The 13,837-nt window shown below is 32.0% G+C and carries 14 protein-coding genes; 10 read left to right on the top strand and 4 right to left on the bottom strand.

Annotation, left to right across the window (positions count from 1 at the left end):
• Nucleotides 1–9: 9 nt before the first annotated feature.
• Nucleotides 10–744: a hypothetical protein gene (locus DM444_RS08735; protein ID WP_111285696.1), complete on the bottom strand. Its 735-nt coding sequence runs from the start codon at nt 742–744 to the stop codon at nt 10–12.
• A 170-nt stretch (nt 745–914) separates the two neighbouring features.
• Here DM444_RS08735 and murB point away from each other — a divergent pair, with 170 nt between their 5' ends.
• The 7 genes from murB to DM444_RS08700 all read left to right on the top strand — a co-directional run bounded on the left by murB (nt 915) and on the right by DM444_RS08700 (nt 6,360).
• Nucleotides 915–1,928, top strand: coding sequence for a UDP-N-acetylmuramate dehydrogenase (murB, locus tag DM444_RS08730; protein ID WP_111285694.1), 1,014 nt, complete (start codon nt 915–917; stop codon nt 1,926–1,928).
• Between the two features lie 31 nt (nt 1,929–1,959).
• Entirely contained in the window at nt 1,960–2,472 is a 513-nt protein-coding gene (locus tag DM444_RS08725; protein WP_111285692.1) for a hypothetical protein, read from the top strand.
• A gap of 39 nt (nt 2,473–2,511) precedes the next feature.
• Nucleotides 2,512–3,126 (top strand): FMN-binding negative transcriptional regulator, encoded by a 615-nt coding sequence (locus tag DM444_RS08720; protein WP_111285690.1) that lies wholly within the window; start codon nt 2,512–2,514, stop codon nt 3,124–3,126.
• 84 nt (nt 3,127–3,210) lie between these two features.
• Nucleotides 3,211–4,317, top strand: a complete 1,107-nt coding sequence (locus tag DM444_RS08715) for a glycosyltransferase (protein ID WP_111285688.1) — start codon at nt 3,211–3,213, stop codon at nt 4,315–4,317.
• Entirely contained in the window at nt 4,308–4,859 is a 552-nt protein-coding gene (locus DM444_RS08710; protein WP_111285686.1) for an RNA polymerase sigma factor, read from the top strand. The genes DM444_RS08715 and DM444_RS08710 overlap by 10 nt, the downstream gene beginning before the upstream one ends.
• Before the next feature lie 158 nt (nt 4,860–5,017).
• Nucleotides 5,018–5,845, top strand: a complete 828-nt coding sequence (locus DM444_RS08705) for an energy transducer TonB (protein WP_111285684.1) — start codon at nt 5,018–5,020, stop codon at nt 5,843–5,845.
• A gap of 134 nt (nt 5,846–5,979) precedes the next feature.
• Nucleotides 5,980–6,360, top strand: coding sequence for a PH domain-containing protein (locus DM444_RS08700; RefSeq protein ID WP_111285682.1), 381 nt, complete (start codon nt 5,980–5,982; stop codon nt 6,358–6,360).
• A 52-nt stretch (nt 6,361–6,412) separates the two neighbouring features.
• Here DM444_RS08700 and DM444_RS08695 read toward each other — a convergent pair whose 3' ends face one another.
• Both DM444_RS08695 and DM444_RS08690 read right to left on the bottom strand, forming a co-directional pair.
• A complete protein-coding gene (locus DM444_RS08695; RefSeq protein WP_111285680.1) occupies nt 6,413–7,285 on the bottom strand; it encodes a M48 family metalloprotease in 873 nt (290 codons plus the stop codon).
• 193 nt (nt 7,286–7,478) lie between these two features.
• Complete coding sequence (locus tag DM444_RS08690; protein ID WP_111285678.1) at nt 7,479–8,348, bottom strand: M48 family metalloprotease; 870 nt, start codon at nt 8,346–8,348, stop codon at nt 7,479–7,481.
• A gap of 300 nt (nt 8,349–8,648) precedes the next feature.
• Between DM444_RS08690 and lipA the strand changes: the two genes are divergently transcribed.
• The 3 genes from lipA to DM444_RS08675 all read left to right on the top strand — a co-directional run bounded on the left by lipA (nt 8,649) and on the right by DM444_RS08675 (nt 12,787).
• Nucleotides 8,649–9,515: a lipoyl synthase gene (lipA, locus tag DM444_RS08685; RefSeq protein WP_111285676.1), complete on the top strand. Its 867-nt coding sequence runs from the start codon at nt 8,649–8,651 to the stop codon at nt 9,513–9,515.
• 75 nt (nt 9,516–9,590) lie between these two features.
• Nucleotides 9,591–10,589 (top strand): type I glyceraldehyde-3-phosphate dehydrogenase, encoded by a 999-nt coding sequence (gap, locus tag DM444_RS08680; protein ID WP_111285674.1) that lies wholly within the window; start codon nt 9,591–9,593, stop codon nt 10,587–10,589.
• A gap of 26 nt (nt 10,590–10,615) precedes the next feature.
• Nucleotides 10,616–12,787: a tetratricopeptide repeat-containing hybrid sensor histidine kinase/response regulator gene (locus DM444_RS08675; protein WP_111285672.1), complete on the top strand. Its 2,172-nt coding sequence runs from the start codon at nt 10,616–10,618 to the stop codon at nt 12,785–12,787.
• Nucleotides 12,788–12,810: 23 nt separating this feature from the next.
• Here DM444_RS08675 and lpxK read toward each other — a convergent pair whose 3' ends face one another.
• Nucleotides 12,811–13,833: a tetraacyldisaccharide 4'-kinase gene (gene lpxK, locus DM444_RS08670; protein WP_111285670.1), complete on the bottom strand. Its 1,023-nt coding sequence runs from the start codon at nt 13,831–13,833 to the stop codon at nt 12,811–12,813.
• Nucleotides 13,834–13,837: the final 4 nt, after the last annotated feature.

Below are 13,837 nucleotides of genomic sequence, written 5' to 3'. Positions count from 1 at the left end.
TATAAAATATTAGCCTTTATTTTTTGGATACGCTAAAGAGACTTTTTTATTATGAGAATCATAAATTACATAATGAAATTCTTTATCATCTTTCAAAATTAGAAATTCTTCTAAATCTCTTTTTGTAGAAAAAACAACTTTGCAATTAGATAAAACAATCTGCTTTTTAGAATCAATACAATCGTTTATAATTTCTTGCTGATTATTTCCATTTGTATTTTGCCATACATAATCATACTTTCTCCATTCTTTGTAAAAATTATTAGCCATTTGAGTATACAGCATTTCATCTCTATCATCCTGCAAAACTCCACTACTTGGAATTAAACGAATTTTATCTCCTTCTTTATAAATATAAAAAACGCCTAAATCTTTAATAAAATCTTCTTTCTGTCTTTTATTCATTCCACATGTGAAGCCAACAAAACGAACGTCCTCCACAGTCAGATGTATGTGATCGTTATCAACCATTGCATAAGTTCCCGAGGTAAAAGCAAAACAACCCGTAAGACATTGCATTGTTTCACCGCTTGAAAATGTACCATCTAAGTTGAATGTTACAGTACGTCCACTATCAGGTTCTTTTTCTTTTATTAAAGAATATTCTGCAACATCAGTATATCCAATTATGTCTCTTGTTTTCCATTTCCCGACAATGTCACTTTGAGCAAAAGAGGAAATTGATAAAAACACATTTAGAATTACAAAAAAGAATGCTCTGTTTTTAATAATTGATTTTGACATGATTATGCGCTATTAACTAGTTCAAACTTACAAAAAAACGAAATCTGATTAAAAGCAAATATGTTAAGTTTCACATTTTAAATAAAAGCTTTTACAAACTTTACACCCTTACAGGCTAAACCAAAACTTATAATCCTTACTTTTGACACAGATTAAAAAGCCTTTTATTTATGGAAATCCAATCCAATTTTTCTTTAAAAAAATATAATACTTTCGGCATTGAAGCCAGTGCTAAACAATTTGTTGCTGTTCATTCTATTGCTGAACTAAAGACAATTTTACAAGAAAACAAAAACGAGAAAAAGTTCATTTTAGGAGGCGGAAGCAATATGCTTTTAACGAAAGATATTCAGGCGCTGGTTATTCACATTGATTTAAAAGGCAAAAAAATCACAAAAGAAGACGATGATTTTGTTTGGGTTGAAAGTCAGGCTGGAGAAACTTGGCATGATTTCGTACTTTGGACAATCGACAATAATTTTGGCGGTCTAGAAAATATGTCGCTAATTCCTGGAAACGTAGGAACAACTCCAGTTCAGAATATTGGCGCGTACGGAACTGAAATCAAAGATACTTTTGTTTCTTGCGAAGCTATGAATATTGCAACTCAAGAACTGAAAACTTTCGATAATGCAGAATGTAATTTTGGCTACCGCGAAAGTATTTTCAAACATGAAGTAAAAGACCAATACATTATTACTTCGGTTGTTTTTAAATTAACCAAACGCAATCATAAAATCAATACTTCTTATGGAGATATTTTGGCAGAATTGGCCAAAAACAACATTACAGAACCAACATTAAAAGATGTGAGTAATGCTGTAATTGCCATTAGACAAAGTAAATTGCCAGATCCGAAAGAATTAGGAAACAGCGGAAGTTTTTTCAAAAATCCGATTTTACTGAAATCTGATTTTGAGAAAATCCATCAGAAATTCCCTGAAATGAAATATTATGAAGTTTCAGATACAGAAGTTAAAGTTCCTGCGGGTTGGCTTATTGAACAGGCAGGTTTTAAAGGAAAACGTTTTGGAGATGCAGGAGTTCATAAGAATCAAGCTTTGGTTTTAGTGAATTACGGAAATGCAACTGGACAGGAAATTTTAGCGGTTTCTAAAGAAGTTCAAAAAACCGTTTTTGAAACTTTTGGCATCCATATCGAAGCCGAAGTGAATGTGATTTAAAAACAGGAATTTCCATCAAATTATAACTTTAATGAAAAAACTAAATGTTGGAGTTCTTTTAATTCAATTTTTTGGGATGATTATCCTAATTAATGGAATTCTGCAATTAAGGATTTATACTGCTGCTGAAAAAGTTATTTGCATAAAAAAACATTGCAATTCTCAAGAATCAAAAAACTGGAGCGCTTTATTCCCAACAAAAGAAGATGCTTTAAGTTTCTGGCCAAGTATATACATCTGGATTTTTCTAGGTTTATTGTTTGGAATTTTAGCTATTGGTTTCTTAAACTGGAAAAACAAACTTTCTTCGATAAATACAATTTTACTCGCCTTGGCTCTTTATATGCTAATGAGACTTAAGTTTTTTAGAAAAGAAGTAATCTCGCTTTTTTTTCGCCCTATCAGAACAGTACTTTCCAATGATTTTGCAACGCAATGTTTAATTGAAGGAGTTGTTTTTACTGTTATCGGAATATTTATTTTATATTTAAGTGTAACTTCAAATCTATTCCTTTTACAAAAAGACACAGCCGAAAATCAATAAGGAATCGAAACCTAGAAATGTTTGACTAAATCTTAAAAAATGTACACACCAGATTTATACAAGAACGAAAATGCTGAAGAAATTAGAAATTTTCTAAAAGAAAACAGCTTCGGAATTCTGATTAATCAAACTAACGGAAAATTATGTGCAACACATATCCCGATAGAACTTGAGCTTAATAATGACGGAAAAGAGATTCTGCAAGGACACATTTCAAAGTTAAATCCGCAAGCAGAAGGTTTTAAAGAAAATGATCAGGTTTTGGCTGTTTTTACAGGTCCGCACAGTTACGTTTCTTCTTCTTGGTACGATCATGAAAATGTTCCTACATGGAATTACATAGCCGTACATGTTTATGGAAAAATCAAAATCGTAGATTATGAAACTTCGGTCGAACAATTAAAAAAATTGGTTGACAAATACGAAGCAAATTCTAAAAACCCAGTTCGAGTTGAAGATTTATCTGCAAAAACAATGCGCGAAGCCAGAGGAATATTTGGTTTTGAAATAGAAATTGAGGAAATTCAGGCAACAAAAAAACTTTCGCAAAACCGTGACGATTATAATTATAAAAACATTATTTCTGAATTGGAAAAAACCGAAAACCCTCAGTCTATTGCTGTTGCAAAAGAAATGTCAAAATGCCGAAAGTAAATCAGTTTTTAGCTATTGAAATTAGCTAATTCATAGTACATTTGTACACCAGAATTTGAAATTAATAGACACCAAATAAATCAGATGCTTATATACATATTTTACTTTTTTATTGCTATTGTTGTTGTTCAACTATTTTATTATCTCGGAATTTTTGGAAAGTTTGCTTTTAGCAAACCGCAACATGTTACGCCTAAAAATCTTCCTGTTTCAGTAATTGTATGTGCTAAAAATGAAGAAGAGAATGTAAAAAAATACATTCCGCTTTTGGCGCAGCAAGACTATCCTGATTTTGAAATTGTTCTTATAGACGATGCATCAAGTGATGAAACTCTTGAAGTTTTTGAAGAATTTGAAAAAGAATTCTCTAACATTCGTTTGGTTAAAGTTGAAAACAATGAAGCTTTTTGGGGAAATAAAAAATATGCTTTGACACTTGGAATCAAAGCCGCAAAAAAAGATTATTTATTGTTTACAGATGCAGACTGTTATCCAGCTTCTAAAGATTGGATCACTTCTATGACTTCGCACTTTACTACAAACAAAACTATTATTTTGGGTTATGGAGGTTACGAAAAAGTAGAACGTTCGTTTTTAAACAAAATCATTCGTTTCGAAACGATTCTTACTGCAATTCAATATTTTTCATGGGCAAAAATAGGTCTTCCATATATGGGTGTAGGCCGAAACTTGTCATATAAAAAAGACGAATTCTTCAATGTAAATGGCTTTATTGATCATATTCAGGTTCGCTCTGGAGATGACGATTTGTTTATCAATCAAGCAGCAACAAAGGCTAATACTACTATTTCTTATAGTCCAGAAAGTTTTACTTATTCACAACCTAAGAAAACTTATAAAGAATGGTTTACTCAAAAAAGAAGACATATTTCTACTGCAGAACATTATAAGTTTTTTGACAAAATGCAGTTGGGATTATTCTTCCTTTCACAATTATTTTTCTTTTTATTAGTTATTATTCTATTGGCTTTCCAATTTGAATGGATTGCTGTATTAGCAATTTTAGCAACCCGTTACACTGTTGTTTGGACAGTAATTGGATGTTCGGCAGGAAAACTAAAAGAAAATGATATTAAAATTTGGTTTCCAGTTGTTGAGATAGCACTTATATTAACGCAAATTAATATCTTTATAACTAATATCTTTTCAAAACCAGTATATTGGAAATAAATTCTAAAATAGAAAAAGCAAAAAAAGGCGATCAGATCGCCTTTACTTTTTTATTAGATCATTATTGGAATGAAGTGTATTCCTTTATGCTCAAAAGAACCGAAAACGAAACTATCGCTGAAGATATCACGATTGAAACTTTCTCTAAAGCTTTTGACAAGATAACCTCTTATAATTCTGAATTTAAATTCAACACTTGGCTTATTGCCATTGCAAAAAATGTCTACATTGATTTGTTACGAAAAAAGAAAACTAATCTTTTTATAGAAATAACAGACAACGAAGATCAACAGGCATACAACATCGCCGACCCTACTCCATCTGCAGAAGATGCTTTAATTAAGGAACAGAATCTTTCTCGTTTGCTTCTTTGCATCAAAGAACTTAAACCGCACTACCAAGAAGTAATTCAGCTTCGTTATTTTCAAGAAATGTCTTATCAGGAAATTGCTGTTAAGATAGATGAACCCTTAAGCAGCGTAAAAGTAAAACTTTTGCGTGCGAAAAAATTATTAGCAGAAATTATCGAACGTAATAGATAATTTACTATCTTTAGATTAAGAATAATGCACTATTCGTATTTTTATTCTTAAAATAATATATTTCTACAACACTAAAACTACAACTTTCACGTTGTTAGCTCAAACCTAAACCTTTTCGCGTATGATTTAAAGTTACTTAACCTTAAAACCCAAAAATTATGTCTAAATTAAGCATTTATGAAAACAAGTGGACCGATCTTGTTTTCGAGAACAAAAACAAAGAGTACGGCGCTTATCAATTACGTCAAGAGAATTCTAAAAACTCTATCACAGCTCTCTTTATGGGTTTATTGTTATTAACGGCTTTAGGAAGCGCATCTGTGCTAATTAACAAATTTAAGCCTTCAGTAGTTGAAGTCGAGCCCGAACCAATGATTTACGATCCAATTACACCCGTAAACATTGATCCAACTGTTGTGCCTCCGCCGCCAGCTCCACCTGCACCAGTAGTTGAGCAAAGCGCCGTAAAATCGACAGATGCAAGTCAATTGATTAATCCAGTGGTGACAAGACCAGAAGAAGCAGTTGACAAAATTGCCCCAAATACAGAAAACGCACCAGTTGTAGAAAACACTAACGGAACAGGAACTGCCGTTAATGTAATGCCTTCAACAGGAGGAGATGGTAGTGGCGTTGCTGCTTCTACAGCACCTAAAATTGAAGAACCTCTTTCTTCAGCAATTTTGGACAAACAACCTGAATTCCCAGGCGGAATTGGGCAGTTTTACAAATATGTTGGAAACAATTTCCGCAGACCAGAATTGGATATGGAAAAAACATTGAAAGTATATGTTTCTTTTGTAGTTGAAAAAGACGGATCTCTTACAGATATTATTGTTAGAAATGATCCAGGTTATGGAATGGGGAAAGAAGCCATTAGAGTTTTAAAATCTTTGAAAACAAAATGGAGCCCAGGAATTTTAGATGGAAAAGCTGTAAGAACAGCATACAATCTCCCAATTACAATAAAAACGGAAGTTGAATAATCATAAAAAAAGCAGAACTTAGGTTCTGCTTTTTTATTTAATAGCGCTTTCATAATTATAACTTTTACTGTCTAAATTCTCTTTTATTTTTAACTACTTTTACAACGTTAATCATCAAAATAAAATTAGAAATAATGGGAATATTTTCAGCTATTCTTGGCAATGCAGGTTCTGTAAGCCAAGAAGATTTACTTAAAAAATACGGACAGCTTTTGACTGCAAATGAAGAAATTGAAATGGGTTTTAAACTTATTCGCGATACTTTCATTTTTACTAACAAAAGATTAATTCTAGTTGATGTTCAAGGAATCACTGGAAGCAAAACAGAATACAAATCTATAGCTTATAAAAACATCACTAGATTCAGTGTAGAAACTGCAGGAACTTTTGATCTTGATGCCGAACTAAAAATCTGGATTTCGAGCGAACAACAGCCAAGTATTGTAAAACAATTCAATAAATCTGTGAATGTTTACGAAGTGCAAAAGATTCTTGCATTTCATGTTTTAGGATAAAAAAGAAACCCGACAGAAAACTGTCGGGTTTTTATAATTTAAGAAACAACTGCTATTTCTTTTTGGTAGTTGTTTTTTTCTTTGTAGTTGTAGCCTTTTTAGTTGTAGTTACAGGAACTGTATTTACAATCTTCTGCTGCACATATGGCTTATACACACCATCTTTTTCTGCTCTTGCTTTTGCATCATCAGCTCTCTTTTTAGAATCAGGATGCGAACTCATCATTTGATCAATAAATGAAGCTTCAGATCCTTCGCTCATTTTTGCCAAGATTCTAAATGCAGATTCTTCAGCATTCACATTATATCCATTTTTTTTCATGAAATTATAAGCAAACAAATCTGCCTCCGATTCTTGTTTACGGCTGTATTTGCTGTCAATAATAGCGCTTCCGATTTTTCCAAGCTGGCTATCTGTAACTGTTGCTACAGTAGCAGATTGTGAAGCCGCCCCATCCATTAACGCTTCTTTTTGGTAAGCTGCACGAATAGCATCTCTTGAATCATTATTTGCAACGTGTCCGATCTCGTGACCAATTACTGCAATTAATTCATTGTCGTCCATGATATCCATTAATCCTGAATAAACACGAACACTTCCGTCTGCAGTTGCAAAAGCATTTACTTCTTTCAGTTTATATACTTTATAGTTTAAAGTAAATCCGTCTCCTGACGCATGTTTTCCAAAAACTCGATTTAATCTTAAAGTATAACCATCAGTTGGTCCAGCAATTTCATGCTCAGCATCTAATTTATCTACCGCTTCTTTAGATAATTTTGCCGCATCGGCATTACTAAAAGTAAAACCAGTAACTCCTTTCTGAACTGCACCAATTGCTTTATCTCCAAAATTAATCTGTGCAGTCATTTTAGTTAGACCAAATGCTGTAAATAAAAGTCCTACTATTATAAATTTCTTTTTCATGTTTTTTATAATTACGATTTAACAACAAATGTAGCATAACAAAATGCTATTTTAATTTCACACAAAACTTGTTTTTCAACAAATAAAGATATAAATTTTTAGCGAGTTACATAACCACCTCATAAAGAAAACATTACATAAAAAACCGATAAATTCTAAGAAATCTATCGGCTCTATATTTGTTGCAAAAAGGCTATTTCTTTTTTGTTGTAGTCGTTGTCTTTTTAGCAGTTGTTGTAGTTACTTTTACTGGTGCAGTATTTACAATTTGCTGTTGTACATAAGGTTTATACAAACCATCTTTTGTCGCTCTTTTTTTAGCTTCATCAGCTCTTTTACCTGGATCGGGATGAGAACTCTTCATTCTTGTAATAAAAGAAGAATCTGCTCCTTCACTTATTTTTTGCAGAATCCTAAAAGATGATTCTACTGCATTAACATCATAACCATTTTTTTTCATAAAATTATACGCAAACAAATCTGCATTTGATTCTTGTTTTCTGCTATGACCACTATCAATCATGGCGTTTCCTAACTTTCCGTATTTAGATTTAGAGAGAGTATTAACAATATCTGACCTTGATGCCGCCGCATGTAATAAAGCTTCTTTTCTATAAAATGCTTTAATTTCATTTTTACTATCATGATTAACCACATGACCAATTTCATGTCCAATAATAGCAAGTAATTCATTATCATCCATAATATTCATTAAACCTGCAAATACACGAACACTTCCATCCGCACAGGCAAAAGCATTTATGTCTTTTACTAAATAAACCTTATAATTCAAAGTAACTCCCTCACTAGAAGCATGCTTCCCAAATAATCGATTTAATCGAATTGCATAACCATCTGTAGGGTCAGCAACTGGATTATTTGCATCCATTTCAGCAATTCCTTTTTGAGCCATAGCTACTGCATCTGCATCACTAAAAGTTAATCCAATAATTGCTTTATCTTTAAGCGACATTTCTTTTTTTTCTGAATCTTCTTGTGCATTCATTTTAGTAAAGCTTAATACCGCAACTAAAATTCCTAGTATAATAAATCTTTTACTCATGTTTTCTAAATATTTAAAGTAGCTACAAAATTATTATTCAATAAATCCCTTGTCGTCTCTAAAAGCCAAATTTGTAACAGATTAAGACTGAACTTTTATATTCCATAAAAATCAGATCGTTCATTAAAATATTAAATACAAACTAAAAAAATGACCTCAAAATATATTTAAAAAATAATCTATTAACACTTGAATTAAATTATCTTGAATATTTTCTGCAAACATGATATGTAAAGGAAAAGCAAATAAACATCTCTAAATAAACTACATTCCGTATCTTTGTCCTTTGAATTTTGATATATGGAAACAGTCGCTGAAAATATACCTACCACAAAACCAAAGTGGTTAAAAGTAAAATTACCGATCGGACAAAAATATACTGAACTTAGAGGTTTAGTAGATAAATACAGTTTAAATACCATTTGTACTTCTGGAAGCTGCCCAAATATGGGGGAATGCTGGGGAGAAGGAACAGCGACTTTTATGATTTTAGGAAATGTCTGCACCCGTTCTTGCGGATTCTGCGGTGTAAAAACGGGAAGACCTGAAACGGTAGACTGGGACGAACCAGAAAAAGTAGCTCGTTCTATTAAAATAATGAATATCAAACATGCTGTAATTACAAGCGTTGACAGAGATGATATTAAAGACGGAGGTTCTATCATTTGGATGGAAACCGTTAGAGCTATCCGAAGAATGAATCCTCAAACTACTCTCGAAACTTTAATTCCTGATTTCCAAGGAATTGAAAGAAACCTAGACCGTATCGTAGAAGCAAATCCAGAAGTGGTTTCGCATAACATGGAAACGGTACGTCGTTTAACGCGTGAGGTTCGTATTCAGGCAAAATATGACAGAAGTTTAGAAGTACTTCGTTATTTAAAAGAAAAAGGTATTAACAGAACTAAATCTGGAATTATGCTAGGTCTTGGAGAAACTGAAGAAGAGGTTTTCCAGACCATGACTGACTTACGAAATGCAAATGTAGATGTAGTAACTATTGGACAATATTTGCAACCAAGTAAAAAACATCTTCCTGTAAAAGAATTTATTACGCCTGAACAATTTGCCCGATATGAAAAATTCGGTCTTGATTTAGGTTTCAGACATGTCGAAAGCGGACCTCTTGTTCGTTCTTCATACAAAGCACAAAAACATATTTTATAGAAAAAGTTTAATCGTTTAATCGTTTAATTGTAAAACCGATTAAACGATTAAACGGCTAAACGAATAAATAAAAAATTGAAAACAAGAATTGCCATTAATGGATTTGGAAGAATTGGAAGAAATTTGTTCCGTTTACTTTTAAATCACCCTGAAATCGAAGTTGTTGCTATAAATGACATTGCCGACAATAAAACCATGTCGCATTTAATTAAATATGACAGTATACATGGAGTTTTGCCTTTTGAAGTAAGTCATGACGAAAATAGTATTATTGTAGATGGAAGGCATTTTTTCTTTTTTCACGAAAAAAGTATTTCAAATATAGATTGGAAATCGCATTCGATTGATATTGTAATCGAATCTACAGGCAAATATAAAACGCATGAAGAATTAAATGCGCATTTAGATGCCGGAGCAAAAAAAGTAATTCTTTCTGCTCCATCAGAAGTAGAAACGATAAAAACAGTAGTTCTTGGAGTTAATGAAAATATTTTGAATGGAGACGAAACTATAGTTTCTAATGCAAGTTGTACAACAAATAATGCTGCTCCGATGATCAAAATCATTGAAGAATTATGCGGAATTGAACAGGCTTACATTACAACTATACATTCTTTCACCACAGATCAAAGCCTTCATGACCAGCCTCATAAGGATTTACGCCGTGCGAGAGGTGCTAGTCAATCAATTGTTCCAACAACAACTGGTGCAGCTAAGGCTTTAACAAAAATTTTTCCTAAATTGCACAACAAAATAGGTGGCTGTGGCATTCGTGTTCCAGTTCCAGATGGTTCATTAACAGATATTACCTTCAATGTAAAGCGTGCCGTGAGCATTGAAGAAATAAACAAAGCATTCAAACAAGCCTCAAAAACAAATTTAAAAGGAATATTAGATTACACAGAAGATCCGATCGTTTCTGTAGATGTAATTGGCAACACACATTCTTGTTTATTTGATGCTCAGCTAACTTCGGTTATCGATAAAATGGTAAAAGTAGTGGGCTGGTATGACAACGAGATTGGCTATTCATCAAGATTGATCGATTTAATTTTACTAATAAGAAAAAAATAAGGTTCATTGTAAATGCATTGCCATACATGAAATACTGTCTTTTTATTGTTGTTTGTTTTTTTAACTCGTTTTTGTATTCTCAAGCCAAAAAGAATACAGATAGTGTTACCTATTACAATAAACTGGCGAACACCAACCTTAAAAATAAAAAATACGATCAGGCGGTCTTTTTTACTCAAAAATCTATTAATTTTTGCGAGGTAAATGGCAAAAAAGAAAACTTAGCCAATCAAACTTTCAAGCTAGGTAAAATCTTTTATAATCAGCAAAAGTTTGAAGACGCTTTAAAAAAATTCCACAAAACGGTTTCTTTATTTGATACGCTTAAACCAAGCTGTACTAAAGTTTTGGCTCTGCATTATATTGGATTATCTAATACTTCTAAAGGCGACTATAAAACAGCTGCGGTTTATTACGCAAAAGCGCAAGATTTATTAAAAGATCTTAAAATTGAAGATCATGCTGATGTTTTAGATTATCAAATCGCTTTGGCTTTAAAAACCAATAAAGACCTTATTCAGGCAGCAAAGACTTTTAGAAAAATCACGAAAAAGCCAGATAATGTGGAAATCTTTAAAACTAAGGTTGATGCGTACTATCAGCTTGGTTTGATTGAAACGCAGTTAAAAAGAAACGATTCGGCCATTATTTACTTTGATAGGGCTTTAGATTATAATGCAAAAAGCAATGATTTTATAAAGAAATCTAAGATTGTTTTGGCTATAAGCCAGTATTATAGAAAAAACAAAAACTATGATCTGGCATATTCTTATTTAGACGAACACTATCAGCTGGAGAATTATCTTTTAAAATTAAAAAATGCAAAAATTGATTTGGACGAATTTGAGAAATTCAAGAAAAATCAGTCTTTAAACAATACTATTAAAAAAGAAAGCGAAGAAAAATTTCAGCTAAAAACGTATCGTTATTCAAAATTGGTCAGCATTTTGGCAATTGCATTAATCTCGATTTTATCTCTTTTGAGTTTGGCTTTATACAAAAACAATATCATTAGAAATCAAAACAATTTATTGCTTCGAGAAAAAAATAAAGAATTGATTTTGGCTAAAAACAAAGCCGAAAAAGCATCAAAAGCCAGATCTGAATTTCTTTCGACTGTAAGCCATGAATTGCGAACTCCTTTGAATGCCATTAACGGAATTACGCATATTTTACTAGAAGACAACCCGAAGAAAAAGCAATTAAAATACTTAGAATCTTTAAAGTTTTCTGGCAATTATTTAACCACTTTTATCAATGAAATTTTAGAGATTAATAAAATTGACTCGACTAAAGTTGAAATAGAAAATATTAGCTTTAATTTGAAAGAGCTTCTTTTTAATATTCAAAGTTCTTTAAAAGAGTTAGCTACAGCCAATAAGAACTATTTCAATTTAGAAATAGACAAATCAATTCCAGATAATCTAATTGGAGATCCAACTAAATTGTCTCAGATCATTCTGAATTTGATTAATAATGCTTTAAAATTTACCGAGAACGGACACGTTAATGTTATTGCTAAATTATATTCGCAAGAAGATGATACAGCGACTGTTTATTTTGAAATCGTAGATACAGGAATTGGAATTCCAGAAGATAAGCTTCAGAGTGTTTTTGAAAGTTTTTCGCAAGGTTCTATTGAAGTTAACCGAAAATATGGCGGAACGGGCCTTGGGCTTACTATTGTTAAAAAACTAATCGAACTTTTAGGAGGCGAAATAAAACTAAAAAGTGAAGTAGGTAAAGGTTCAACGTTTACCTTCAAATTAAATTTCAAAATTAATAATGAACCTTTGGAAGTAATTGAAGAAGTAAAACCTTATAACGACAAACAATTGAAAAACAAATCTATTTTATTGATTGAAGACAACAAAATCAATCAAATGATTACTCGAAAAATGTTAGAAAATAAAAACATTACTTGCGAGATTGTTGACAATGGAGAAGATGCTGTTGAGCTTCTAAAAATCAAACGTTTTGATATGATTCTGATGGATGTTCATCTTCCGGGAATCAATGGAACTACGGCAACTAAATTAATCAGAGAGTTTGACAAAACGACTCCTGTTATCGCTTTGACCGCTATTTCGCTTGACGAAAACCGAGATATGCTGCTTTCTTTTGGAATGGATGACGTTATTACAAAACCTTTCGTTCCAGACGAATTCTACAGCACTATTGCTAAGTATTTTGATTAACTAAGGTCTGAGATACTGAGACTCTAAGATTCTAAGTTTTTCTTGATATATTCTAAAATCGTCGCATCAAAATTTTGCTGATGATTAATAAAAGAACTTTTTATTGGCAGATAATACAACTGAGAAACTAATTTCGAATCTTTTAATCTCACATAATCTTTTTCGGTTGTAATTATTTTTCTTCCATTTGCTTTATTTTGAATTGCATCTAAATCTGCATCAGAAAAATGATGATGGTCTGGAAAAGTCAAACATTCATCGTTTTCATTTTTTAAATAATCAAAAAATGGTTTTGGCTTTGCAATTCCTGCCAAAAGCAATTTAGATTCCTCTTTGATTTCGATAACTGCAATTTTTTGATGCTTACTACAAATAAAAATATCGTAATCTATAAATGTAAAAAAGACTTGCTGCGAACAGCTTAACTTTAGCTTTAAACGAATTTCGGCTTGTTCTTCTTCAGATAAAATCTTAGGGCATTTTGTAACGATCACGATATTGGCTCTTTCTGCTCCGCTCCTACTTTCTCTTAAATTTCCTGTTGGAAGCATAAAATCATCTGAATACAAATCGCCATAAGAAGTCAGTAAAATGTAAAAACCTGCTTTTACTTTTCTGTGCTGATACGCATCATCCAGCAAAATAATTTCTGGTTTTTCGTTTTGAGAAAGCAATTGCTGAATTCCGTTCGTACGATTGGCATCAACTGCAACCATCACATTTGGAAACTTTTGATAAAACTGAAAAGGCTCGTCACCTAAAATTTCAGCATTTGAATTTTCGTTAGCCAAAACAAAACCTGCTGACTTTCTTTTGTAACCACGGCTTAAAGTGGCAACTTTATATTTATCAGATAATAACCGAATCAAGTATTCTATTTGAGGCGTTTTTCCAGTTCCGCCAACACTTAAATTTCCAACTGCAATTACTGGAAGATCAAACGAAGTTGATTTTAAAATTCCTTTATCAAATAAAAAATTACGGATTGAAGTAATGAATCCGTACAAAATGGCAAAAGGGAAAAGTATTTTTCGAAGTAAGTTCATAAAA

It is taken from the genome of Flavobacterium ginsenosidimutans (assembly GCF_003254625.1).
Classification (GTDB): domain Bacteria; phylum Bacteroidota; class Bacteroidia; order Flavobacteriales; family Flavobacteriaceae; genus Flavobacterium; species Flavobacterium ginsenosidimutans.
Note: the sequence above shows the minus strand (reverse complement) of the source record. Positions and strands in the feature narration are given on the sequence as shown.

Bases quoted from the DNA above. Each gene is read 5' to 3' on its own strand.
- DM444_RS08705 (WP_111285684.1), top strand. From the start codon at position 5,018: ATGTCTAAATTAAGCATTTATGAAAACAAGTGGACCGATCTTGTTTTC.
- DM444_RS08725 (WP_111285692.1), top strand. From the start codon at position 1,960: ATGAAAAAACTAAATGTTGGAGTTCTTTTAATTCAATTTTTTGGGATG.
- DM444_RS08735 (WP_111285696.1), bottom strand. From the start codon at position 744: ATGTCAAAATCAATTATTAAAAACAGAGCATTCTTTTTTGTAATTCTA.
- lpxK (WP_111285670.1), bottom strand. From the start codon at position 13,833: ATGAACTTACTTCGAAAAATACTTTTCCCTTTTGCCATTTTGTACGGA.
- murB (WP_111285694.1), top strand. From the start codon at position 915: ATGGAAATCCAATCCAATTTTTCTTTAAAAAAATATAATACTTTCGGC.
- DM444_RS08700 (WP_111285682.1), top strand. From the start codon at position 5,980: ATGGGAATATTTTCAGCTATTCTTGGCAATGCAGGTTCTGTAAGCCAA.
- DM444_RS08715 (WP_111285688.1), top strand. From the start codon at position 3,211: ATGCTTATATACATATTTTACTTTTTTATTGCTATTGTTGTTGTTCAA.
- lipA (WP_111285676.1), top strand. From the start codon at position 8,649: ATGGAAACAGTCGCTGAAAATATACCTACCACAAAACCAAAGTGGTTA.
- DM444_RS08675 (WP_111285672.1), top strand. From the start codon at position 10,616: ATGAAATACTGTCTTTTTATTGTTGTTTGTTTTTTTAACTCGTTTTTG.
- DM444_RS08720 (WP_111285690.1), top strand. From the start codon at position 2,512: ATGTACACACCAGATTTATACAAGAACGAAAATGCTGAAGAAATTAGA.
- DM444_RS08690 (WP_111285678.1), bottom strand. From the start codon at position 8,348: ATGAGTAAAAGATTTATTATACTAGGAATTTTAGTTGCGGTATTAAGC.
- DM444_RS08695 (WP_111285680.1), bottom strand. From the start codon at position 7,285: ATGAAAAAGAAATTTATAATAGTAGGACTTTTATTTACAGCATTTGGT.